This window comes from Catenulispora rubra (genome assembly GCF_015356825.1).
In the GTDB taxonomy this organism is placed as follows: domain Bacteria; phylum Actinomycetota; class Actinomycetes; order Streptomycetales; family Catenulisporaceae; genus Catenulispora; species Catenulispora rubra.
On record NZ_JAACYW010000075.1, the window covers coordinates 13026 to 30211 of the forward strand.

The 17186-nt window shown below is 70.0% G+C and carries 16 protein-coding genes; 13 read left to right on the top strand and 3 right to left on the bottom strand.

Annotated elements, in window-relative coordinates; translation table 11 throughout:
* Positions 1-21: 21 nt before the first annotated feature.
* The 8 genes from GWK61_RS21645 (at position 22) to GWK61_RS21680 (ending at position 7377) form a co-directional block, all read left to right on the top strand.
* Entirely contained in the window at positions 22-1959 is a 1938-nt protein-coding gene (locus GWK61_RS21645) for a DUF8034 domain-containing protein (RefSeq protein ID WP_194910813.1), read from the top strand.
* Between the two features lie 211 nt (positions 1960-2170).
* Positions 2171-2443: a hypothetical protein gene (locus GWK61_RS21650; protein WP_194910815.1), complete on the top strand. Its 273-nt coding sequence runs from the start codon at positions 2171-2173 to the stop codon at positions 2441-2443.
* 1 nt (position 2444) lies between these two features.
* A complete protein-coding gene (locus GWK61_RS21655) occupies positions 2445-2786 on the top strand; it encodes an L-rhamnose mutarotase (RefSeq protein WP_194910817.1) in 342 nt (113 codons plus the stop codon).
* Between the two features lie 40 nt (positions 2787-2826).
* Positions 2827-3678 (top strand): RICIN domain-containing protein, encoded by an 852-nt coding sequence (locus GWK61_RS61550; protein ID WP_323747681.1) that lies wholly within the window; start codon positions 2827-2829, stop codon positions 3676-3678.
* Between the two features lie 92 nt (positions 3679-3770).
* Positions 3771-4829, top strand: coding sequence for a zinc-dependent alcohol dehydrogenase (locus tag GWK61_RS21665; protein WP_194910822.1), 1059 nt, complete (start codon positions 3771-3773; stop codon positions 4827-4829).
* Positions 4826-5593, top strand: a complete 768-nt coding sequence (locus GWK61_RS21670; RefSeq protein WP_194910824.1) for an SDR family oxidoreductase — start codon at positions 4826-4828, stop codon at positions 5591-5593. The genes GWK61_RS21665 and GWK61_RS21670 overlap by 4 nt, the downstream gene beginning before the upstream one ends.
* Positions 5590-6558: an aldo/keto reductase gene (locus GWK61_RS21675; RefSeq protein WP_194910826.1), complete on the top strand. Its 969-nt coding sequence runs from the start codon at positions 5590-5592 to the stop codon at positions 6556-6558. Before GWK61_RS21670 ends, GWK61_RS21675 begins: the two co-directional genes overlap by 4 nt.
* Positions 6559-6597: 39 nt before the next feature.
* Positions 6598-7377 carry a maleylpyruvate isomerase N-terminal domain-containing protein gene (locus GWK61_RS21680; protein WP_194910828.1) on the top strand — a complete coding sequence of 260 codons (780 nt, stop codon included), beginning with the start codon at positions 6598-6600 and terminating at the stop codon, positions 7375-7377.
* A gap of 15 nt (positions 7378-7392) precedes the next feature.
* On the opposite strand, the gene GWK61_RS21685 is transcribed toward GWK61_RS21680, so the two are convergent.
* The gene (locus tag GWK61_RS21685) at positions 7393-9405 is read right to left on the bottom strand and encodes an alpha-L-fucosidase (RefSeq protein WP_194910830.1); all 2013 of its coding nucleotides are present in this window, start codon (positions 9403-9405) and stop codon (positions 7393-7395) included.
* Between the two features lie 185 nt (positions 9406-9590).
* Here GWK61_RS21685 and GWK61_RS21690 point away from each other — a divergent pair, with 185 nt between their 5' ends.
* Together GWK61_RS21690 and GWK61_RS21695 are read left to right on the top strand one after the other, a co-directional pair.
* On the top strand, positions 9591-11306 hold the full coding sequence (locus GWK61_RS21690) for a cellulase family glycosylhydrolase (RefSeq protein WP_323747682.1): 1716 nt from the start codon (positions 9591-9593) through the stop codon (positions 11304-11306).
* 75 nt (positions 11307-11381) lie between these two features.
* The gene (locus GWK61_RS21695; RefSeq protein WP_194910834.1) at positions 11382-12320 is read left to right on the top strand and encodes an alpha/beta hydrolase fold domain-containing protein; all 939 of its coding nucleotides are present in this window, start codon (positions 11382-11384) and stop codon (positions 12318-12320) included.
* A gap of 29 nt (positions 12321-12349) precedes the next feature.
* Here the strand turns inward: GWK61_RS21695 and GWK61_RS21700 are convergent, their stop codons facing one another.
* Positions 12350-13633, bottom strand: coding sequence for an MFS transporter (locus tag GWK61_RS21700; protein WP_194910835.1), 1284 nt, complete (start codon positions 13631-13633; stop codon positions 12350-12352).
* Between the two features lie 85 nt (positions 13634-13718).
* Between GWK61_RS21700 and GWK61_RS56685 the strand changes: the two genes are divergently transcribed.
* Positions 13719-14129 (top strand): ArsR/SmtB family transcription factor, encoded by a 411-nt coding sequence (locus GWK61_RS56685; protein ID WP_323747683.1) that lies wholly within the window; start codon positions 13719-13721, stop codon positions 14127-14129.
* Positions 14130-14142: 13 nt separating this feature from the next.
* Here the strand turns inward: GWK61_RS56685 and GWK61_RS21710 are convergent, their stop codons facing one another.
* Positions 14143-14670, bottom strand: a complete 528-nt coding sequence (locus GWK61_RS21710) for a hypothetical protein (RefSeq protein WP_194910840.1) — start codon at positions 14668-14670, stop codon at positions 14143-14145.
* 69 nt (positions 14671-14739) lie between these two features.
* Here GWK61_RS21710 and GWK61_RS56690 point away from each other — a divergent pair, with 69 nt between their 5' ends.
* Together GWK61_RS56690 and htpG are read left to right on the top strand one after the other, a co-directional pair.
* Positions 14740-14919 carry a hypothetical protein gene (locus tag GWK61_RS56690; RefSeq protein WP_228562701.1) on the top strand — a complete coding sequence of 60 codons (180 nt, stop codon included), beginning with the start codon at positions 14740-14742 and terminating at the stop codon, positions 14917-14919.
* Positions 14920-14985: 66 nt separating this feature from the next.
* Complete coding sequence (gene htpG, locus GWK61_RS21720; protein WP_194910842.1) at positions 14986-16914, top strand: molecular chaperone HtpG; 1929 nt, start codon at positions 14986-14988, stop codon at positions 16912-16914.
* Positions 16915-17186 lie beyond the last annotated feature (272 nt).

A 17186-nucleotide genomic window follows, 5' to 3' on the forward strand; every position in this document is an offset into this window, starting at 1 on the left:
GTCCAAACGGAGATACCTTTCATGCATCCCGTCATCAAAGCCTCTGTCCCGGTGCTCGAGCCTCCCGGCTGGGCGCTGGCCGAGCGCGAGCTGTTCGATCTGCTGGACCGGTCGTGGCGGCGCTTCGCCGAGGACTTCACCGGCCCCGGCGGCGAGCTCAGATACCACGGGACGCTCTCCACGCGCGACGGCGGCGACGACTTCTACGAGGTCTTCTTCAACTGGCCGCAGCTGTATCTGCTCGGCGGCGCCGACGACCTGCTCGCCGCCTCCGAGCGGCACTGGGAGGGCGTGACCCGCCAGCTCACGGAGCTCGGCATGCTGCGCGACGAGTACGAGCGCGGATACGACTGGTTCCACCAGGGCGAGAGCCTGCTGCTGTTCTACTTCCTGTGTATGGCCGCGCCCGACCGCTGGCGCGAGCGCGCGGTCCGCTTCGCAGAGCTCTACATCGACCCGGTGCACCGCAACTACGACGCCGAACACCGCATCATCCGGCGCCCGCACAACGGCAGCGACCCGGACCGGGAAGGCCTGTTCGACGGCGAGAGCTACCCGTGGCTGCCCAAGGAAGCCGAGATGTACGGCTTCCCCCTGAACTGGATCCTGCCCGCGGGCGCCGAAACCCCGCCGCTGGACAAGGATCCGCGCCTGGGCGAACAGATGCGGCTGCGTACGGGGGTCGGCGACACCGCGGTCAACCTCGCGGCCACCAACCTCGCCCTCAATGCCCTGATCCTCACCGGCGAGGAGCGCTACCGGGACTGGATCGTCGAGTACGTCGGCGCGTGGCGGGAGCGTGCCGCCGCCAACGACGGCGTCATACCCGACAACGTCGCCCCGGACGGAACCGTCGGCGGCCTTCTGGAGGGCCGCTGGTACGGCGGCCACTACGGCTGGAACTGGCCGCACGGCTGGCACAGCGTCGGACCCGCCGCGGCGGTCGCGGCCCTGGCCGCCGCCACCGTCACCGGCGACGACTCCTACCTCGACCTGGTCGGCCCCACCCTCGACGAGGTCATCGCGCACGGCAAGACGATGACGTTCGCCGACGCGGACTCCAGCCTGCAGTCCAAGTGGACCATCCAGCTGCTCGACGACGTCCGGACCCCGACCTTCCACGTCCCGTACCGGCACGGCGACGACGGCTGGTTCGACTACAACCCGATGCCGGCGGTCGTGCCCGCCGCGCTCTGGCACCACACCGCCTCCGACGCCGACCGCGCGCGCATCGAGCAGCTGCGCGAGGCCTCGGGCATCGACTGGAGCGTCATCCGGCCGTTCCGCAGCAAGGAGGAATCAGGGCACGAAGAGCCCTGGTTCGCCTTCCTCACTGGCGACGACCCCGGCTACCCCGAGCGCATCCTGGCCACGGCGCAGGCCCAGGTGCGGCACCGCCTGACCCGCATGGAGCGGTACCGGGACCTGGACGTGCCCGAGGCCGACATCCACCTGTGGCAGCAGTCGAACCCGGTGGCCACCGAGGCCCTGGTCCAGCTCACCTGGGGCGGGCCGCAGGTGCTGTACAACGGCGGTCTCCAGCAGGCGCGGGTGCGTTACTACGACGCCGAATCGCGCCGTCCGGGCCTGCCGCCGTCGGTCGCGGCGCTGGTGTCCAGCATCGATCCGCAGGCGACCGTCGTGGAGCTGGTGAACCTCGACCCGGAGCAGGCGCGCACGGTGATCGTGCAGGCCGGGGCCTTCGCAGAGCACACCATCGCCGCCGTCGAGTACACGGCCTGCGAGGACCCGTCGTGGATCGGCGACCTCTATGACTACGGACACCGGCAGCCGGCCGAGACGTCGGAGTCGGCCGAGGTCGGCGGTCCGTGGCTCACCGTCGAGCTGCCCCGCTCCACGCGCGTGCGGCTGACGCTGCGCCTGGAGCTGCGCACCCGCCAACCGTCCTATCGCACGCCGTTCGACGCCGAGCCCGCGCAGACGGACGGCGCGGAGTGACCACGGAGCATCAGGACCCTGGGCTGGTCCGGGTCGTCGCGCGTGTCCGGCTCGAAGATCCGGAATCGGTGCGCTGTGCGATCGGCCGCCGCTCGGACGACCCGTACGTCGTCGGCGCGCCGCAGTCTTCAGGACGCGCCGGCGGGCTTCTTGGCCGATCCGGGATTGCGGGACGGGGCGTGCCTACTCTGCGCCGCCGGACTGCCGTTCGATGCCTGGGTGCGAGAACACCAGCAGCCCGAGCCGGTCGGGCTCGCTGCGGCGGTTGGCCGAGCACGACAACGTCGTGGTCAAGCTCTCCGGCCTGGCCACCGAACTGATGACGCAGGTCACCTCCTACGAGGACTGGTTCGCACCGGTCCTGGAAGCGCTCAACGCGTATCTGGCGGCGACCGCCGACGCGATGCTGTCCGCCAACGCAGAACGCGTGTACGGAGTCCGCGCCGCCTCTTCGGCCGACACCCACTCGATAGGAAAGCCCTGACATGCAACGCATAGCCCAAGTGGCCCGGCTGCGGCCAGAGCTGCGCGAGGAATACCTCGCCCTGCACCGCGAAGTCTGGCCGGGTGTCGAGGCCGCGCTGCGCGCGGCGCACATCCGCAACTACAGCATCTACCTCCACGGCGACATGCTCTTCGCCTACTACGAGTACCACGGCGCGGACTTCGCGGCCGACCTGGAGGAGATCATCAAGGCCGACCCCGAGACACAGCGGTGGTGGACCTTCACCGACCCCTGCCAGATCCCGTGGCCGGACTCCGCCGAAGGCAGCCGCTGGTCGGACCTGCCGGAGATCTGGCACCTCAGCGACGAACCACGTGTGTGACCGCTAACATTCCGCACGGCCAGCCCGAAGGAGGATCATGATGTCCGGCTTGCCCAACCGTTCCGGCCACCGCCGGAGACCGACGAGAACCGCCCTCACTGCAGCCTTCGCCGTTGTTGCCGCCGGTGCGTCCGTCGTCGCCCCGAGCGCCGCGCAGGCCGCCACCACCACGCTCTACGCCTCGCCGACCGGCAACGGAACGTCCTGCACGTCCGCCGCTCCGTGTTCCCTGACTCAGGCGCGGTCCTCGGTCGAAGCCATCGACACGAACATGACCGGCGACATCGTCGTCCAGCTCGCCGGCGGCGCCTACCGCCTGACCTCGCCGCTCAGCCTCGGCAGCGCCGATTCGGGCACCAACGGGCACACGGTCCGCTGGCAGGCGAACAACATCTACGCCGCGTCGGTCCCGGTCGGAGCCGACTCGCGGCAGCTCTACATCGACGGCGCGCCGGAGGTCATCGCGCAGGCCGGGGTGACCGCCAACGGCGGCACCGGCACCGCCGCGGTCCACGCGGTCGGCGCGGGCAAGTGCCTGGACGACAACAACTGGAGCACGACGCCGGGGACCCAGCAGCAGATCTGGGACTGCAACGGCCAGAGCAACCAGACGTTCACACACACCGCGTCGGGCCAGATCACCCTGTTCAGCGGCAGCAGCCAGCTGTGCCTGGACGACTACGGCTGGGGCACCACCAACGGCACCCAGGCCGTCGTCTACACCTGCACCGGCCAGGTCAACCAGCAGTGGAACCTCAATCCGGACGGCACGATCACCAACGCCTTCTCCGGCCTCTGTCTCGACGTGAGCGGCGGCGGGACGGCGAACGGCACCCTGGTCCAGCTCTGGACCTGCGACGGCGGCGGCAACCAGCAATGGAACCTCGGCTGACCATCCGCCGCACCCGACCTCTGTCCGGGGCCGTGACCGACGCCCCCGGCCCCGGGCAGAGCCACCATTTCCCACAGAAAGATCCTGACACCATGACGACCCCGCTGGCCGTGCGGTACACCGCCGCGCGCACCCTGACGACCGGCCCGGCCGAAACGGCGGCCCCGGGCCCCGGAGAGGTGGAACTCGCCCCGGCCTACGTCGGGATCTGCGGCACCGACCTGCACATCTTCCACGGCGACATGGACGCGCGGGTCAAGACGCCCGCCGTCATCGGGCACGAGATGTCCGGGCGGGTGGTCCGCGTCGGCCCGGGGGTCGAGGGTTTCGCGCCCGGCGACCCGGTCACGGTGATGCCGCTGCGCTGGGACGGCACCTGCCCGGCCTGCCTGCGCGGGCATCGGCACGTGTGCCAGAACCTTGATTTCATCGGCATCGACTCGCCCGGGGCGATGCAGCAGCGCTGGACCGTGCCCGCCTCGACGCTCGTCCGGCTGCCGGAGTCGCTGCCGCTGGACCGGGCGGCGCTGGTCGAACCCACGGCAGTGGCCGTCCACGACATCGGCCGCGCCGGCGTGCGCGACGGCGACCGGGTCGTCGTGGTCGGCGCCGGGCCGGTGGGCATGCTGATAGCCCTGGTCGCCGGAGCCGCCGGCGGGGACGTACGGATAGTGGAACCGAACGCCAATCGTCGGCGCCTGGCCGAACAGCTGGGGCTGCGGACGTGGGACCCCAGCGCGGATTCGGCCGACGGCGACGTGCTCGAGCGCGTCCGCGACTGGACCGGCGACGCCGGCGCGGACGTCGCGTTCGAAGTCTCCGGCGCCGAGGCCGGCGTGCAGACCGCGGTCGACGTGCTCGCGGTGCGCGGCCGGCTGTGCCTGGTCGCCATCCACCCCCGGCCCCGGCCGGTGAACCTGCACCGCTTCTTCTGGCGGGAACTGACGCTGATCGGCGCGCGGTTGTACGACCGCGAGGACTTCGAGACCGCTGTGCGCCTAGTCGCCGAGGGCACCGTCCCGGCCGAGCAGCTGATCAGCAGGGTCGTGCCGCTCGCCGACGCGCTCGGCGCCTTCCAGTCGCTGGAAGCCGGTCACGACGTCAAGGTCCTGGTGGACTGCACCGACTCCTCCTCGGAAGGCTCGGCATGAGCACGAACCGATTCGACTTGACCGGACGCCTGGCCGTCGTCACCGGCGCGCGCCGCGGCATCGGCCGGGCCATGGCCCGCGCACTGGCCGAGGCCGGGGCCGACGTCATCGGCGTGAGCGCGAACCTGGAGAGCGCCGGCAGCGACGTCGAGAAGGACGTGACCGCCGCCGGACGCACTTTCGAGGCGATCCAGGCCGACTTCTCCGATCCGGCCGCCGTCGCCGCACTCGGCGCGGACCTGGCCGGTCGCGAGCGTCCGGTCGACATCCTGGTCAACAACGCCGGCACCATCGCCCGCACTCCCGCCGCCCAGCACTCCGACGCCGACTGGGACGTGGTCCTGCAGGTCAACCTCTCGTCGCAGTTCGTGCTCACGCGCGCCGTGGGGGAGCGGATGATCGAACGCGGCCGAGGCAAGGTCATCTTCACCGCCTCGCTGCTCAGCTTCCAGGGCGGCATCACCGTGCCCGGATACACCGCCGCCAAGCACGGGATCGCCGGGCTGACCAAGGCGCTGGCGAACGAGTGGGCGCCGCACGGCGTCAACGTCAACGCCATCGCTCCCGGCTACATCGCCACCGACAACACCCAGGCGCTGCGCGACGACGCCGAACGCAGCGCGGCGATCCTGGGGCGCATCCCGGCCGGCCGCTGGGGGAGCGCCGACGACCTGGCCGGCGCGACCGTCTTCCTCGCCTCGGACGCCGCCGCGTACGTGCACGGCACGATCCTGCCGGTCGACGGCGGGTGGCTGGGCCGATGAACCGCCGAGAGGTCACGAACACGCCGCTGGCCCTGACCGATCTCGGCTTCGGGGGCTCGCCGATCGGGAACCTGTATCGGGAGGTCTCCGACGCTGATGCCGAGGCTGCGATCGTCGCGGCCTGGGACGCAGGCGTGCGTTACTTCGACACCGCGCCGCACTATGGACTCGGACTGTCGGAGCGCCGCCTCGGCGCGGTGCTGCGCGAGCATCCCCGCGACGAGTACATGCTGTCGTCGAAGGTCGGCCGCCTGCTCGTCCCCAACGAAGCGCCCAGCGGTCAGGACGATGACGGCTTCGCGGTCCCTGACACGGTGCGCAGGCAGTGGGACTTCAGCAGGGACGGCATCATGCGCTCCATCGAGGCGTCCCTAGACCGTCTCGGTACGGATCGCCTCGACATCGTCTACGTCCACGACCCCGACGAGCACTGGCGCGAAGCGGCCGAGGAGGCCATGCCCGCTCTCGCTCAGCTGCGCGACGAGGGCGTCATCGGCGCGATCGGTGCCGGGATGAACCAGTCCGCGATGCTCACCCGCTTCCTGCGGGAGACCCCCGCGGACGTGGTCATGCTGGCCGGCCGGTACACCCTGCTCGACCAGGGCGCCCTCGACGACGTGCTGCCGGCTGCGCTCGAGCACCGCAAGAGCGTCGTCGCGGCCGGTGTCTTCAACTCCGGTCTGCTGGCCACCGAGCATCCGGCGGCTGGGATGAAGTACGACTACCGGGAGGCCTCCGCAGAGCTCGTCGCCCGCGCCCAGATGATCGCGGAGGTCTGCGAGGCACACGGGACGACGCTGCCCGCCGCGGCCATCGCCTTCCCGTTCACGCACCCCGCTGTCGTCAACGTCACGCTCGGTATGCGGACCTCTGAGCAGGTGGCCCGGAACATCGAGCTGTACCGGGCGAGCGTTCCCGAAGCCCTGTGGTCCTACCTGCGGTCCCTGGGTCTGATCAGCCTTTAACCAGTGGCCGCCAGTGGAGATCGCTGGTAGACATCCGTCGTGCATACGACTCCCGAGCTGCCTGAGCTGCTCAAGCTGATCGAAGACCGCTCGTCCGCCTTCCGTGCCGCAGTGCAGGCCGCGCCTGATCTCGACGCGGAGGTCGCGGGCTGCCCCGGGTGGACGCTGACGGTCCTGGCGCGGCACCTGGGCGGCGTGCAGCGCCGGTGGTCCGGCATCGTCGCGGCCGGTCCGGCCGACGCGCCCCCGCCCGGGACCTGGCAGACGGCGGCCGAGTCGGCGCCGGAGGAGCGCGAGGCCCTGCTCGACTGGCTCGCCGAGTCGACCCGGCAGCTGGTGGACACGCTGCGCGAGGCCGGCCCGGACCGGGGCTGCTGGACCTGGTGGGGCGACACCCAGTCGCCGGAGACCTCCGGCGCCGTCGCCCGGCACCAGGTGCAGGAAGCCGCGGTCCACACCTACGACGCCCAGCTCGCCGGCGGCGTCGCACAGCCGCCGGCCCTGCCGGAGGAGGTGGCGGTCGACGGTGTCGAGGAGTTCAGCACGACCTGCGGCACCACCGAGACGCCCTGGCCGCACGAGCCCGCCACCGTCGACGTCCACATCACCGAGGGCTACTCCTGGCGCCTCACGCTGTCCGCCGACGGCTCGAGCGTGCGCCAGCTGTCGGACGCCGACGCGGGCTCAGCCGCCACCGCCTTCATGCGAGGCACGGCGAGCGACGTGATCCTCGTGTCCTACGACCGGATCCCGCTGGACACGCTCGAGCTCGGCGGCGACGTGAGCGTTGTCGAGCGGCTCCGCACCTGGGAGTTCTAGGCCAAGCCCGGGACCCTACAGGGACGGATCGAAGAACGGTCGGTCGTAGACCTCGAACGAGCGGATCGAAGCCCAGCAGCCGGTGTCCAGGGCGGTGACCGTGATGCGGAGGTGGCGTGTGGCCGCGGCGAAGGTGACGGTCTGGACCTGGGCGGTGCTGGTGGTCGCGGTCAGGTCGGCGAGGGTGGTCCAGGACGTGCCGTCGGGGGAGGCGTCGATCCGGTAGCCGTAGCGGTGGCCGGCGAATTCCCAGGCGACGCGCGCTCCGGTCACGGTGGTGACGCTGCCGAGGTCGACGCTCAGCCAGTGGCCGGTGGCGCCGTCGGCCGCGCACCAGCGGGTGGAGGTGTCGCCGTCCACGGCGTTCGCGGCGAGGTTTCCGTGCGCGGTTTCGACGCTGTCGGCGCTGGTCGCGCGACCGCGCGCGATGCCGGTGGGGATGACGGTTCGGTCCAGGACGATCGCGATCACGGTGTCGTCCGGGTAGCGGGTGCGGTCGATGCCGCTGATCGTGGCCTGATTTCCGGTGCTGCTGCCTGTATTGAGCGCGAGCGGGGCGTGCGACACCACGTCGTAGGCCCGCACCGCGTGGGCGTCGCCGAGCGCAGGCGTGGTGAACGTACTTCCGGAGTAGCCGGGCAGCAGGTGGACGTAGACGGTGTTCGCGGTGAAGGTGAAGCCGTACTGGCCGTCCACCGGGTCCCACGGTCCGCCGCGCGTGTTGTAGACCGCCTCGCCGTTGGCCTTCATGAACGTGCCGAGCTGCTGCATCAGCGCGGCCTGGTTGGCCGGGACGGTGCCGTGGCGGTCCGGTCCCACGTTGATCAGCACGCACATGTCCCGGATGAAGCTGTTGACCAGCAGCGCCATCGCGTCGGCGTAGCTCATCACGTGCCCGTCGGAGTTGTAGCCCCACGTGCTGCCGACGCTGAACGTCTTCTGCACCAGGTGGCCGGACCGCAGGCGGCCGGTGGGCACGGCGCCGCCTTCGTCGACGTCGTAGTCGCCGATCCAGCCCGATCGGGGCGTGGTGGTCGCCGTCGGTTGGGATTGGCGCACCAGGCCGGTCAGTCCCAGCGGCAGTCCGGTGCCCGTCTCCGTCGCGCCGTAGGCGGCGTCCACCTGCCAGCCGTTGCCGGAGTCCCGGTAGCGGCCCGGCTCCCAGAAGAACGACGCGTCGGCGTCAGAGCCCTGCTCGGCCAGCCAGCCGCCGTCCCACCAGAAGTCGTCCAGCGCGCCGTACTGCGTGACCAACTCCTTGACACACTGGTACACCTCCTCCTTCATCAGCCGGGCGTTCTCGTGGTGCGCCGGGTCGGTGGTGTAGCCCCAGGGGTTGGCGGCGCAGTGGGTGCCGGTGACGTCGTAGTAGCCGGGGTAGCGCCAGTTGATCGGGGAGTAGTAGAGGCCGACCCGCAGTCCTGCGGCGCGCACCGCGGACACGTACTCCCTGACGAAATCGCGCTTCAACGGTGCCTGCCCCGCGTTCCAGCTGGTGGGGTAGCTGCTCGGCCACAACGCGAAGCCGTCGTGGTGCCGGGCGGTGAGCACGGTGTAGCCGGCGCCGAGCTGCTGGGCCAGCCGGGCCCAGTCAGTGGGCTGATAGGCGTCGGCGGTGAACTGCTGCGGCGAGGACTGCGTGACGAAGTTCTGGTACGCAGCGGGTGTGATGGCGGCCGAGTGCATGTACCACTCGCCGTGCGCCGGGCCGGCGTAGACGCCCCAGTGGATGAACATGCCCAGGCGGGTGTCGCGCAGCCACTGGATCGTCGCGTCGGGTTGCTGCCACATCCCCTGGTCGAGCTTCGGGATCCGCAGGGGGACCAACGGATTCGGCTGCGTGGCGGCGTCCGTGGCGTCCGTGGCGTCGATGGCGTCGATGGCGTCGATGGCGTCGATGGCGTGCGGAGTGTGGGCGGCGTCTGCGAAAGCTTCAGCAGGGTTTTCTGCGCCGGCAGCGATGCCTGCGGCGGTCAACGTCGCCGCCGTGCCGGTGAGCACGGTGCGTCGGGACACAGAGTTCGTCATCAGGGGTCTCCGAAACTGTCGGGAAGCTTGCCGTGCCGCCAAGCGGCTAGTAGCCTCCGTCGCGCAAGGCAGGGAGAAACTTTCTCTTCATACTAGCGAAAGCTTTCTGCCTCACAAGTCCCCGCGCTCACCTTGGAGGTCCCATGCGGCTTGCTGTCTTCTCCAGAACCCGATGGCGGTCCGGCGTGACCGTCGTCGGCCTCGCCGGCCTGCTGTTCGCCGGCGTCTCCGCGGCCGCGCTCCCGGCGAACGCCGCTGGCGCTATCACCGCCTCGCAGAGCACTGCCGGGCCGTCGAACGCCGCGACGCGGTTCGTCGCCGACATGCAGCCCGGCTACAACATCGGAAACACGCTCGACGCCATCCCGACCGAGACCTCCTGGGGCAACCCGCTGATCAACCAGCAGTACCTCCAGAAGATCAAGTCCCTCGGCTACAAGAGCATCCGGCTTCCGGTGACCTGGAGCGGGCACGAGGGCGCCGCCCCCGACTACACCATCGACCCGGCCTGGACGGCCCGCGTCAAGCAGGTCGCCGACTGGGCGCAGGCCGACGGCCTGATCGTGGTGGTCAACGTGCACCACGACTCGTGGCAGTGGATCACGAACATGGCCACCGACCCGACCGTGCGGCCGCACTACGACGCGATCTGGACCCAGATCGCCGGCGCCTTCAAGGACGAGCCGCGTTCTCTGGTCTTCGAAGCCGACAACGAGCAGTCGTTCGCCGGCGTCACCGACACCCAGGGCGAGACGCTTCTGAACGAACTCCAGACGGACTTCTTCACCATCGTCCGCGGCACGCCGGGCGCGAACTCCACGCGCTATCTGATGCTGTCCACCCTCGGCGACACGGCTTCCCAGCCGCTGGACGACGCGCTGTCCGCCGAGATCGCCTCACTGCACGACTCGCACCTGATCGCCTCGTTCCACTACTACGGCTACTGGCCGTTCGGCGTGAACATCGCTGGCGTGAACACCTTCGACGCCACCTCGCAGCAGAACATGCTCGACGCCTTCAACCTGATGCACACCGAGTTCGTGGCGAAGGGCATCCCGGTCTACGCCGGCGAGGTCGGTCTGTACAACGATTACAAGGCGTTCGGCGGCCTTGAGCAGGGCGAGGTGCTGAAGTACTACGAGCTGCTCGGCTACGAGGCGCGCACCACCGGCATCACCCTGAGCTACTGGGACGACGGCGGCCGCATCCTGGACCGCACCACCCTGCAGCCGCTGGAGCCGTCCATATTCGCCGCGGAGCAGGCGAGCTGGACCAGGTGCTCGGGCACCGCGTCCAACGACACGGTGTACGTGCCCAAGGCGAGCCCGGTCGCCGACCAGAGCCTGACGCTCAACCTGAACGGCCTGAAGTTCACAGCGCTCTACAACGGGCACCAGCTGCTGCACCAAGGCCGCGACTACACCGTCAGCGGCACCCAGCTCACGCTCAAGGCCGCGCTGCTGACCAAGCTGACCACGCAGGCCGGCGCTCCGGCCTACGGCGTGAACGCGACGCTGTCGGCGCACTTCTCGCGCGGCCTGCCGTGGCAGATCAACATCGTGACCAACGCCCAGCCCGCGCTGACGGCGGCGACCGCGACGGGCGGCACGTCGAGCGCGTTCACCATCCCCACGCAGTTCAACGGCGACACGCTGTCCATGATGCAGTCCGTCTACGCCGACGGCACCAACGCCGGCCAGGCGACGTGGACCGCGTACCAGGCGTACAACTCGTCGTTCTCGGCCGACTACGCGAACAACGGCATCGTCCTGCCGTCCGCATATCTGGCCTCGCTCACCGATGGCAAGCGCGTGACGCTCACGTTCCACTTCTGGAGCGGCGCCACCGCGACGTACTACGTGACCAAGTCCGGCAGCACCGTCACCGGAACGCTGTCCTGACCCCACCCCGAGCCCACCGCGTGCGCCTGGAGCTGAGGACAGGCGCGCGCGGTGGTCATCGTTTGAGGAGAAGGTGTGCCGCTCGATCCGTTCCTCGCTGCCAAGACGCATCTTCTCGACGGCGTCACATGGGAGACCGCGTGGCAGAATCCGGACCACACGGCGCGGCTCACCGAGTTCTTCGCCGACCCCGACGGGCCGGGGATGCCGGACGTCGCGATCGAGGATCGCGTGATCCCGGGGCCGCACGGCGATATCAGCCTTCGTGTTTACCGCCCGCGCGGTGAGGCACGGCGCGCCTTGGTGTGGGTGCACGGCGGCGGATTCACCGGCGGCGAGCTCGATATGCCGGAGGCGCATCGGGTGTCGGCCGAGCTCGCCTTCCGGGCCGACGCGCTCGTGGTCTCCGTCGGCTATCGGCTTGCGACGGAGGCCATTCGCTATCCGGTGCCCGTTGACGATGTCCATGCCGCATGGCTGTGGCTCGCCGAGGGCGAGGGCGCTTCGCTGCTGCCGCCCGGAATCGTCGCGCTCGGCGGTGCCAGCGCCGGCGCGGCCTTGGCCCTGGCCGCCGCGATCCGCTTGCGTGACCAGGGCCGGCGGGGCCCGGACCGGTTGCTGCTCGCCTATCCCTTCGTGCACTTCCCGGTTCCGGCGTTGGAGGGCGAGGCGGCTGCCGAGATGCTGGGCCTGTCGTCGGTACTGCGGCACCCTGCCTCAGACATCGAGCAGATGGTGCACAACTACGTCGGCCGCCTATCCGTGCTGCCGCCGCTGGCCTTTCCTGGCGCGGCCGACCTCGCGGGTCTTGCGCCGACTGCTATCGCAGTGTCCGAATACGACGATCTGCGGCCCTCCGGCGACCTGCTCGCGAAGCAGCTCGAAGAGTCCGGCGTGCCCGTGCGCAGGTATCTCGCACCGGGGATGCTGCACGGGCACCTCAACCGTGCTCCCAGCCTCGCGGAGGTCGGCCGCACGCTTGGGTTCTTCGCCTCGGCGCTCGTCGGCTGGTGAAGTGAAGAAGACTCCTGATTCCGTTCGGTTTAGGCGGGTTCCTCGACCCGGTGCCGTGTCGCCACCACGACTGCCGCGCCGCCGATTGCCAGCGCCGCGAGCACCGCTGCGAACACCGACGCGCTGGTGCTGAGTCCGACCGCGTCGCTGAGGTATCCGGCCGCGACCGGCAGGGTTCCGGCGGCGAGGTAGCCGCCGACGTTCAGGGCCGCGTTGGCCTCGGCCAGGCGGCGCGCCGGGATGGTGGCGTTCAGCAGGGACAGGCCGGCGAGCTGGCCCAGGCCTTGGCCGACGCCGGCCAGGATGGCGGCGGTGAACAGCAGCGGTGCCGAGCCGGCGGTGACCGCGCCGGCCAGCGCCGCCATCGCCAGCGTCGTGGCGCCGAGGCTGACCAACAGGATGCGGCGGCGGCTGAGGCGATGGACGGCGAACTGCGCTCCGGTCGCGGCGGCGAACATCACGAACGCGGTGCAGCCGGCCAGGATGCGGCTGCCGGAGTGCAGCAGGTTCGCCAGCAGGGAGGGGCCGAGGGAGAGGACGAACGAGGTCGCGGTGATGCCGGGGGCGAAGGCGGCGATGCCGTGCAGCAGCGGCACGCGGCCGTGGGGCGGGACCGAGGGGATGCGGATCCAACTGCCGCCTGCGGTGCCTCCGGTGCCTGCGGCGCGTGCGGCTGGCGCGGTGTGTGCAGCGCGCGCGGGCTTGGGAAGCGGAAGTCGCAGCACGGCGACCAGCGCCGTCAGCAACAGCACGGCCTCCACCGCGAAGACGGTGACCGTCGGTCCGGCGACGGTCTGCGCCAGGATCCCGGCCGCCAGCGGGCCCAGCCCCGCGCCGAACACCATCGCGCACGAGGCGAGCAGCGCGCCCTGGCGCCGGCGTTCGGGCCCGGCGACGTCGGAGACCGCAGCCATCCCGGCGCTGACCACCGCGCCGACCGCGATCCCGGTGAACAGGCGGGCCACGATGAGCGCGACCACGGATGTGGCCGTGGCGAAGACCAGGCAGGCGGCCAGCGCAAGGAGCAGGGCCGGTATCAGGACCGCCTTGCGTCCCAACCGGTCCGAGGCGATGCCGCTGACCAGGAGCGATGCCAGCAGGCCGACGATGTAGAAGGCGAAGATGACGGTGAGCGTGCCCTTGGAGAAGCCCATGGAGCGCTGCCAGAGCACGTAGAGCGGGGTGGCGGCGTTCGACAGGACGAACACTGCGGTGATCGGCCAGGCGGCGGTCAGGATCGAGCCGACGGATGCTGTGGCGCGCTCGGGCCGCTGACGGACCTGTCGCGCTGTGGAGGAGAGGACTTCAGGCATGAGGCTGCCCCCGGAATGTAGTACGAGTTTCTTCGAACAGGCGACACTGTACGATAGAACTCGTACTGAGAGCGAGGAGTCAGCCGTGACAGGCACCAAGGCACGCGCCGCGAGGCCCGAGGCGACATCCGGGGCCGCGCACCGGTTCGCGACGTTCCCGGCGCGCCCGGACGCGCCGGAGCCGCTCGACGAGCCGGCGCGCGACGACATCCGTCTGGAGCAGGTGATGGCGGCGCTGTCGGACCCGCTGCGCCTGACGATCGTCCAGCGGCTGCTGCTGGCGGCCGAGGCCTTCGACCACACCTGCGGCTGGTTCGGCTTCGACCGGCCGAAGTCCTCGCTGACGCACCATTTCAAGGTGCTGCGCGAGGCGGGTGTGACGCGGCAGCGGCAGTACGGGCTGGAGCGGCGCAGCCAGGTGCGGATCGAGGACCTGGAGGAGCGGTTCCCGGGGCTGCTGGACCTGGTGGCGGACTGGGAGCCGCAGGAGCTCTAGGCGGGCTGGGGGACTACCAGAGCCCGACCGGCTCTCGTCCGGCCGCTCGGAGCAGGATGTCCCGCATCGAGCCCATCCCGTACATGTCGACGTCGCTGGAGATGTCGGCCACGTCCAACAGCAGCGGCCGGAGGTCGACACCGGCGTCCCGCGCCTGCCCGCACAGATCGTTCAGGGTGAGCATCATGTCCCGCGTGTCGCCGTCGTGGTCCTTGGCGGACATCTCCAGCAGCCGCTGTCGGAAGCCCTCGGGCGTTGGCTCGAAGGGCAGCGTTGTGGCCCAGCAGAACGAGTGATACCGCTCCAGGAGTGCGCGCAATTCGGCCCGGACCTGCTTGTGGCCCTCGGCGTAACAGGAGATCACGTCCCGCAGTGCCGCCTCAGCCTCCGGACGGATCCCCGCCTCGTCCAGCGGATGCGGGCCCTGCCGCATCTTCGGCACCCAGTCGGGGTCGGTGAGGTCCACCGGCCGCGTGGCGATGGGCTCGACGCAGGCATCGAGCACTGCGACGCGTTCTTCAAGCTCCGCCAGATCGCTCATGGCGTCATTCTCCTCGTGGATCGACTCGACGACGAGCCCTGATATAACGTGTCATCGAAATGACGACAGGTGCGGACGTCGCAGCTGCGCGAGCTGCGCACGCAGATAGCGGGCTGGGAACCGGAGCTGATCGAGGCCGCCCGCGCCTTCGGCGCCGGCGCCGCCGCCGACCTGGCCGCCCTCCGCAACGCCCTGAGTCACCTCGATCCGGCCGATCTGCTGGGCACCCGCTGGCCGACCCGGCCGTGAGAAGACACCAGCACAGACACCAGAATACCGATACCGAAATCGACACCCCATAAGGAGAACCGCCCGGTGGCCAGCAGCACCGAGACCCTGGAGTTCCAGGCCGAGACCCGCCAGCTGTTGCAGCTGGTGATCCACTCGATCTACTCGAACAAGGACATCTTCCTGCGCGAGCTGATCTCCAACGCCTCCGACGCCCTGGACAAGCTCCGCCTGGAGTCGCTGGTCGACTCCGACCTCGACGCCGACACCTCCGACCCGCACATCACGCTGGAGGTCGACAAGGACGCGCGCACCCTGACCGTGCGCGACAACGGCATCGGCATGGCCCGCGAGGAGGTGGTGGAGCTGATCGGCACCATCGCCAAGTCCGGCACCGCGAGCCTGCTGGAGAAGGTCAAGCAGGCCAAGGACGCCGAGGCGGCGCAGGGCCTGATCGGGCAGTTCGGCGTCGGGTTCTACTCGGCGTTCATGGTCGCCGACAAGGTCACGCTGCGCACGCGTCGCGCCGGAACCGCCGAGGGCACCCTGTGGGAGTCCGACGGCGAGGGCACGTACGACATCTCCACGGCCGAGGACCTGCCGGTGGGCACCGAGGTCACGCTTCAGCTGAAGACCGCCGACGGCGAGGACGGCCTGGCGGACTACCTGGCCGAGTGGAAGATCCGGGCCATCGTGAAGCAGTACTCGGACTTCATCCGCTGGCCCATCCGGATGGCGGTCGAGCGCGGCGGGGAAGACGGCGTGACCGTCACCGAGGCGGAGACGCTGAACTCGATGAAGGCGCTGTGGGCCAAGGCCCGCAGCGAGGTGACCGAGGCCGAGTACCACGAGTTCTACAAGCAGATCAGCCACGACTGGACCGACCCCGCCGAGATCATCCACATGCGCTCCGAGGGCACCTTCGCCTACGACGCGCTGCTGTTCATCCCCTCCCAGGCCCCCTTCGACCTGTTCGCCCGCGAGACTAAGCGCGGCGTGCAGCTGTACGTCAAGCGGGTGTTCATCATGGACGACTGCGAAGCGCTGGTGCCGAACTACCTGCGCTTCGTCAAGGGCGTCGTGGACGCCCACGACCTGTCGCTGAACATCTCCCGCGAGATCCTGCAGCACGACCGGCACATCCGCGGCGTGCGCCGCCGCCTGGTGAAGAAGGTCCTCGGCACCGTCAAGGACATGCAGGCGGACAACGCCGAGGGTTACGCCAAGCTGTGGGACCAGTTCGGCCGGGTCTTCAAGGAAGGCCTGATCGAGGACACCGACAACACCGAGGCGCTGCTGGAGCTGATCTGTGTTGACTCCACCCATGGCGCCGACTCCACGCACGACGCCGAGAAGCCCACCACGCTGCGCGAGTACGTGGAGCGGATGAAGGACGGCCAGGACGCGATCTACTACCTCACCGGCGCCACCCGTGCGGCGGTGGAGAACTCCCCGCACATGGAGGCCTTCGCGGCCAAGGGCTACGAGGTCCTGATCCTCACCGACCCGGTCGACGAGGTCTGGGTCGACCAGATCACCGAGTTCGACGGCCACCGCTTCCAGTCCATCGCCAAGGGCCAGGTCGACCTCGACGCCGACACCGACGAGGGCGACGGCGAGGAGCGGAGCAAGCGCGAGGCCGACTTCGCCGCCCTGCTGCCCTGGCTGGCCGCGACCCTCGGCGAGCACGTCAAAGCCGCCCGGCTGTCCTCCCGGCTCACCACCTCGGCGGCCTGCGTCGTCGGCGACACCGGCGACATGACGCCGATGCTGGAGAAGATGTACCGGGCCATGGGCCAGCAGATGCCCCCGGTCAAGCGCATCCTGGAGATCAACCCCGACCACCTGCTGATCAGCGGCCTGCGCACCGCGCACGAGAAGAACCCCGACGACCCGGCGCTCCCCGAGCTCGCCGAGATCATCCTGGGCACCGCCCTACTCGCCGAAGGCGGCGACCTGCCGAATCCGGCGCGTTTTGCCCGGCAGCTGACCGAGCGGCTGAGCCGGAGTCTGTGACCTGACCCGTCAGGGGCACGGCCGGCGGGCGGCTGGCCGTGCCTCGTGCTTTTTGGGCGCTGCTGCTTTGTGTGTGGGTGCTGGTGTCGGGTGGCGGTCGCGTGTCAGACGCTCGCCCGCACGACGTGTGCGCAGTGACTCAGACCGCCGCGTGGTTGTATTCGCGAAAACCGGCGGCCGCCAGCGCGAAATGACTCGCTCAACCGAACTGCGTCCCCCGCGAGGCCATCAAACCATGCGCGAAGCCGTAAAAAGCCCTTAAAACCTACAAA

Bases quoted from the DNA above. Each gene is read 5' to 3' on its own strand.
- GWK61_RS21655 (WP_194910817.1), top strand. From the start codon at position 2,445: ATGCAACGCATAGCCCAAGTGGCCCGGCTGCGGCCAGAGCTGCGCGAG.
- GWK61_RS21650 (WP_194910815.1), top strand. From the start codon at position 2,171: ATGCCTGGGTGCGAGAACACCAGCAGCCCGAGCCGGTCGGGCTCGCTG.
- GWK61_RS21645 (WP_194910813.1), top strand. From the start codon at position 22: ATGCATCCCGTCATCAAAGCCTCTGTCCCGGTGCTCGAGCCTCCCGGC.
- GWK61_RS21710 (WP_194910840.1), bottom strand. From the start codon at position 14,670: ATGAGCGATCTGGCGGAGCTTGAAGAACGCGTCGCAGTGCTCGATGCC.
- GWK61_RS61550 (WP_323747681.1), top strand. From the start codon at position 2,827: ATGTCCGGCTTGCCCAACCGTTCCGGCCACCGCCGGAGACCGACGAGA.
- GWK61_RS21685 (WP_194910830.1), bottom strand. From the start codon at position 9,405: ATGACGAACTCTGTGTCCCGACGCACCGTGCTCACCGGCACGGCGGCG.
- GWK61_RS21665 (WP_194910822.1), top strand. From the start codon at position 3,771: ATGACGACCCCGCTGGCCGTGCGGTACACCGCCGCGCGCACCCTGACG.
- GWK61_RS21670 (WP_194910824.1), top strand. From the start codon at position 4,826: ATGAGCACGAACCGATTCGACTTGACCGGACGCCTGGCCGTCGTCACC.
- GWK61_RS21700 (WP_194910835.1), bottom strand. From the start codon at position 13,633: ATGCCTGAAGTCCTCTCCTCCACAGCGCGACAGGTCCGTCAGCGGCCC.
- GWK61_RS21675 (WP_194910826.1), top strand. From the start codon at position 5,590: ATGAACCGCCGAGAGGTCACGAACACGCCGCTGGCCCTGACCGATCTC.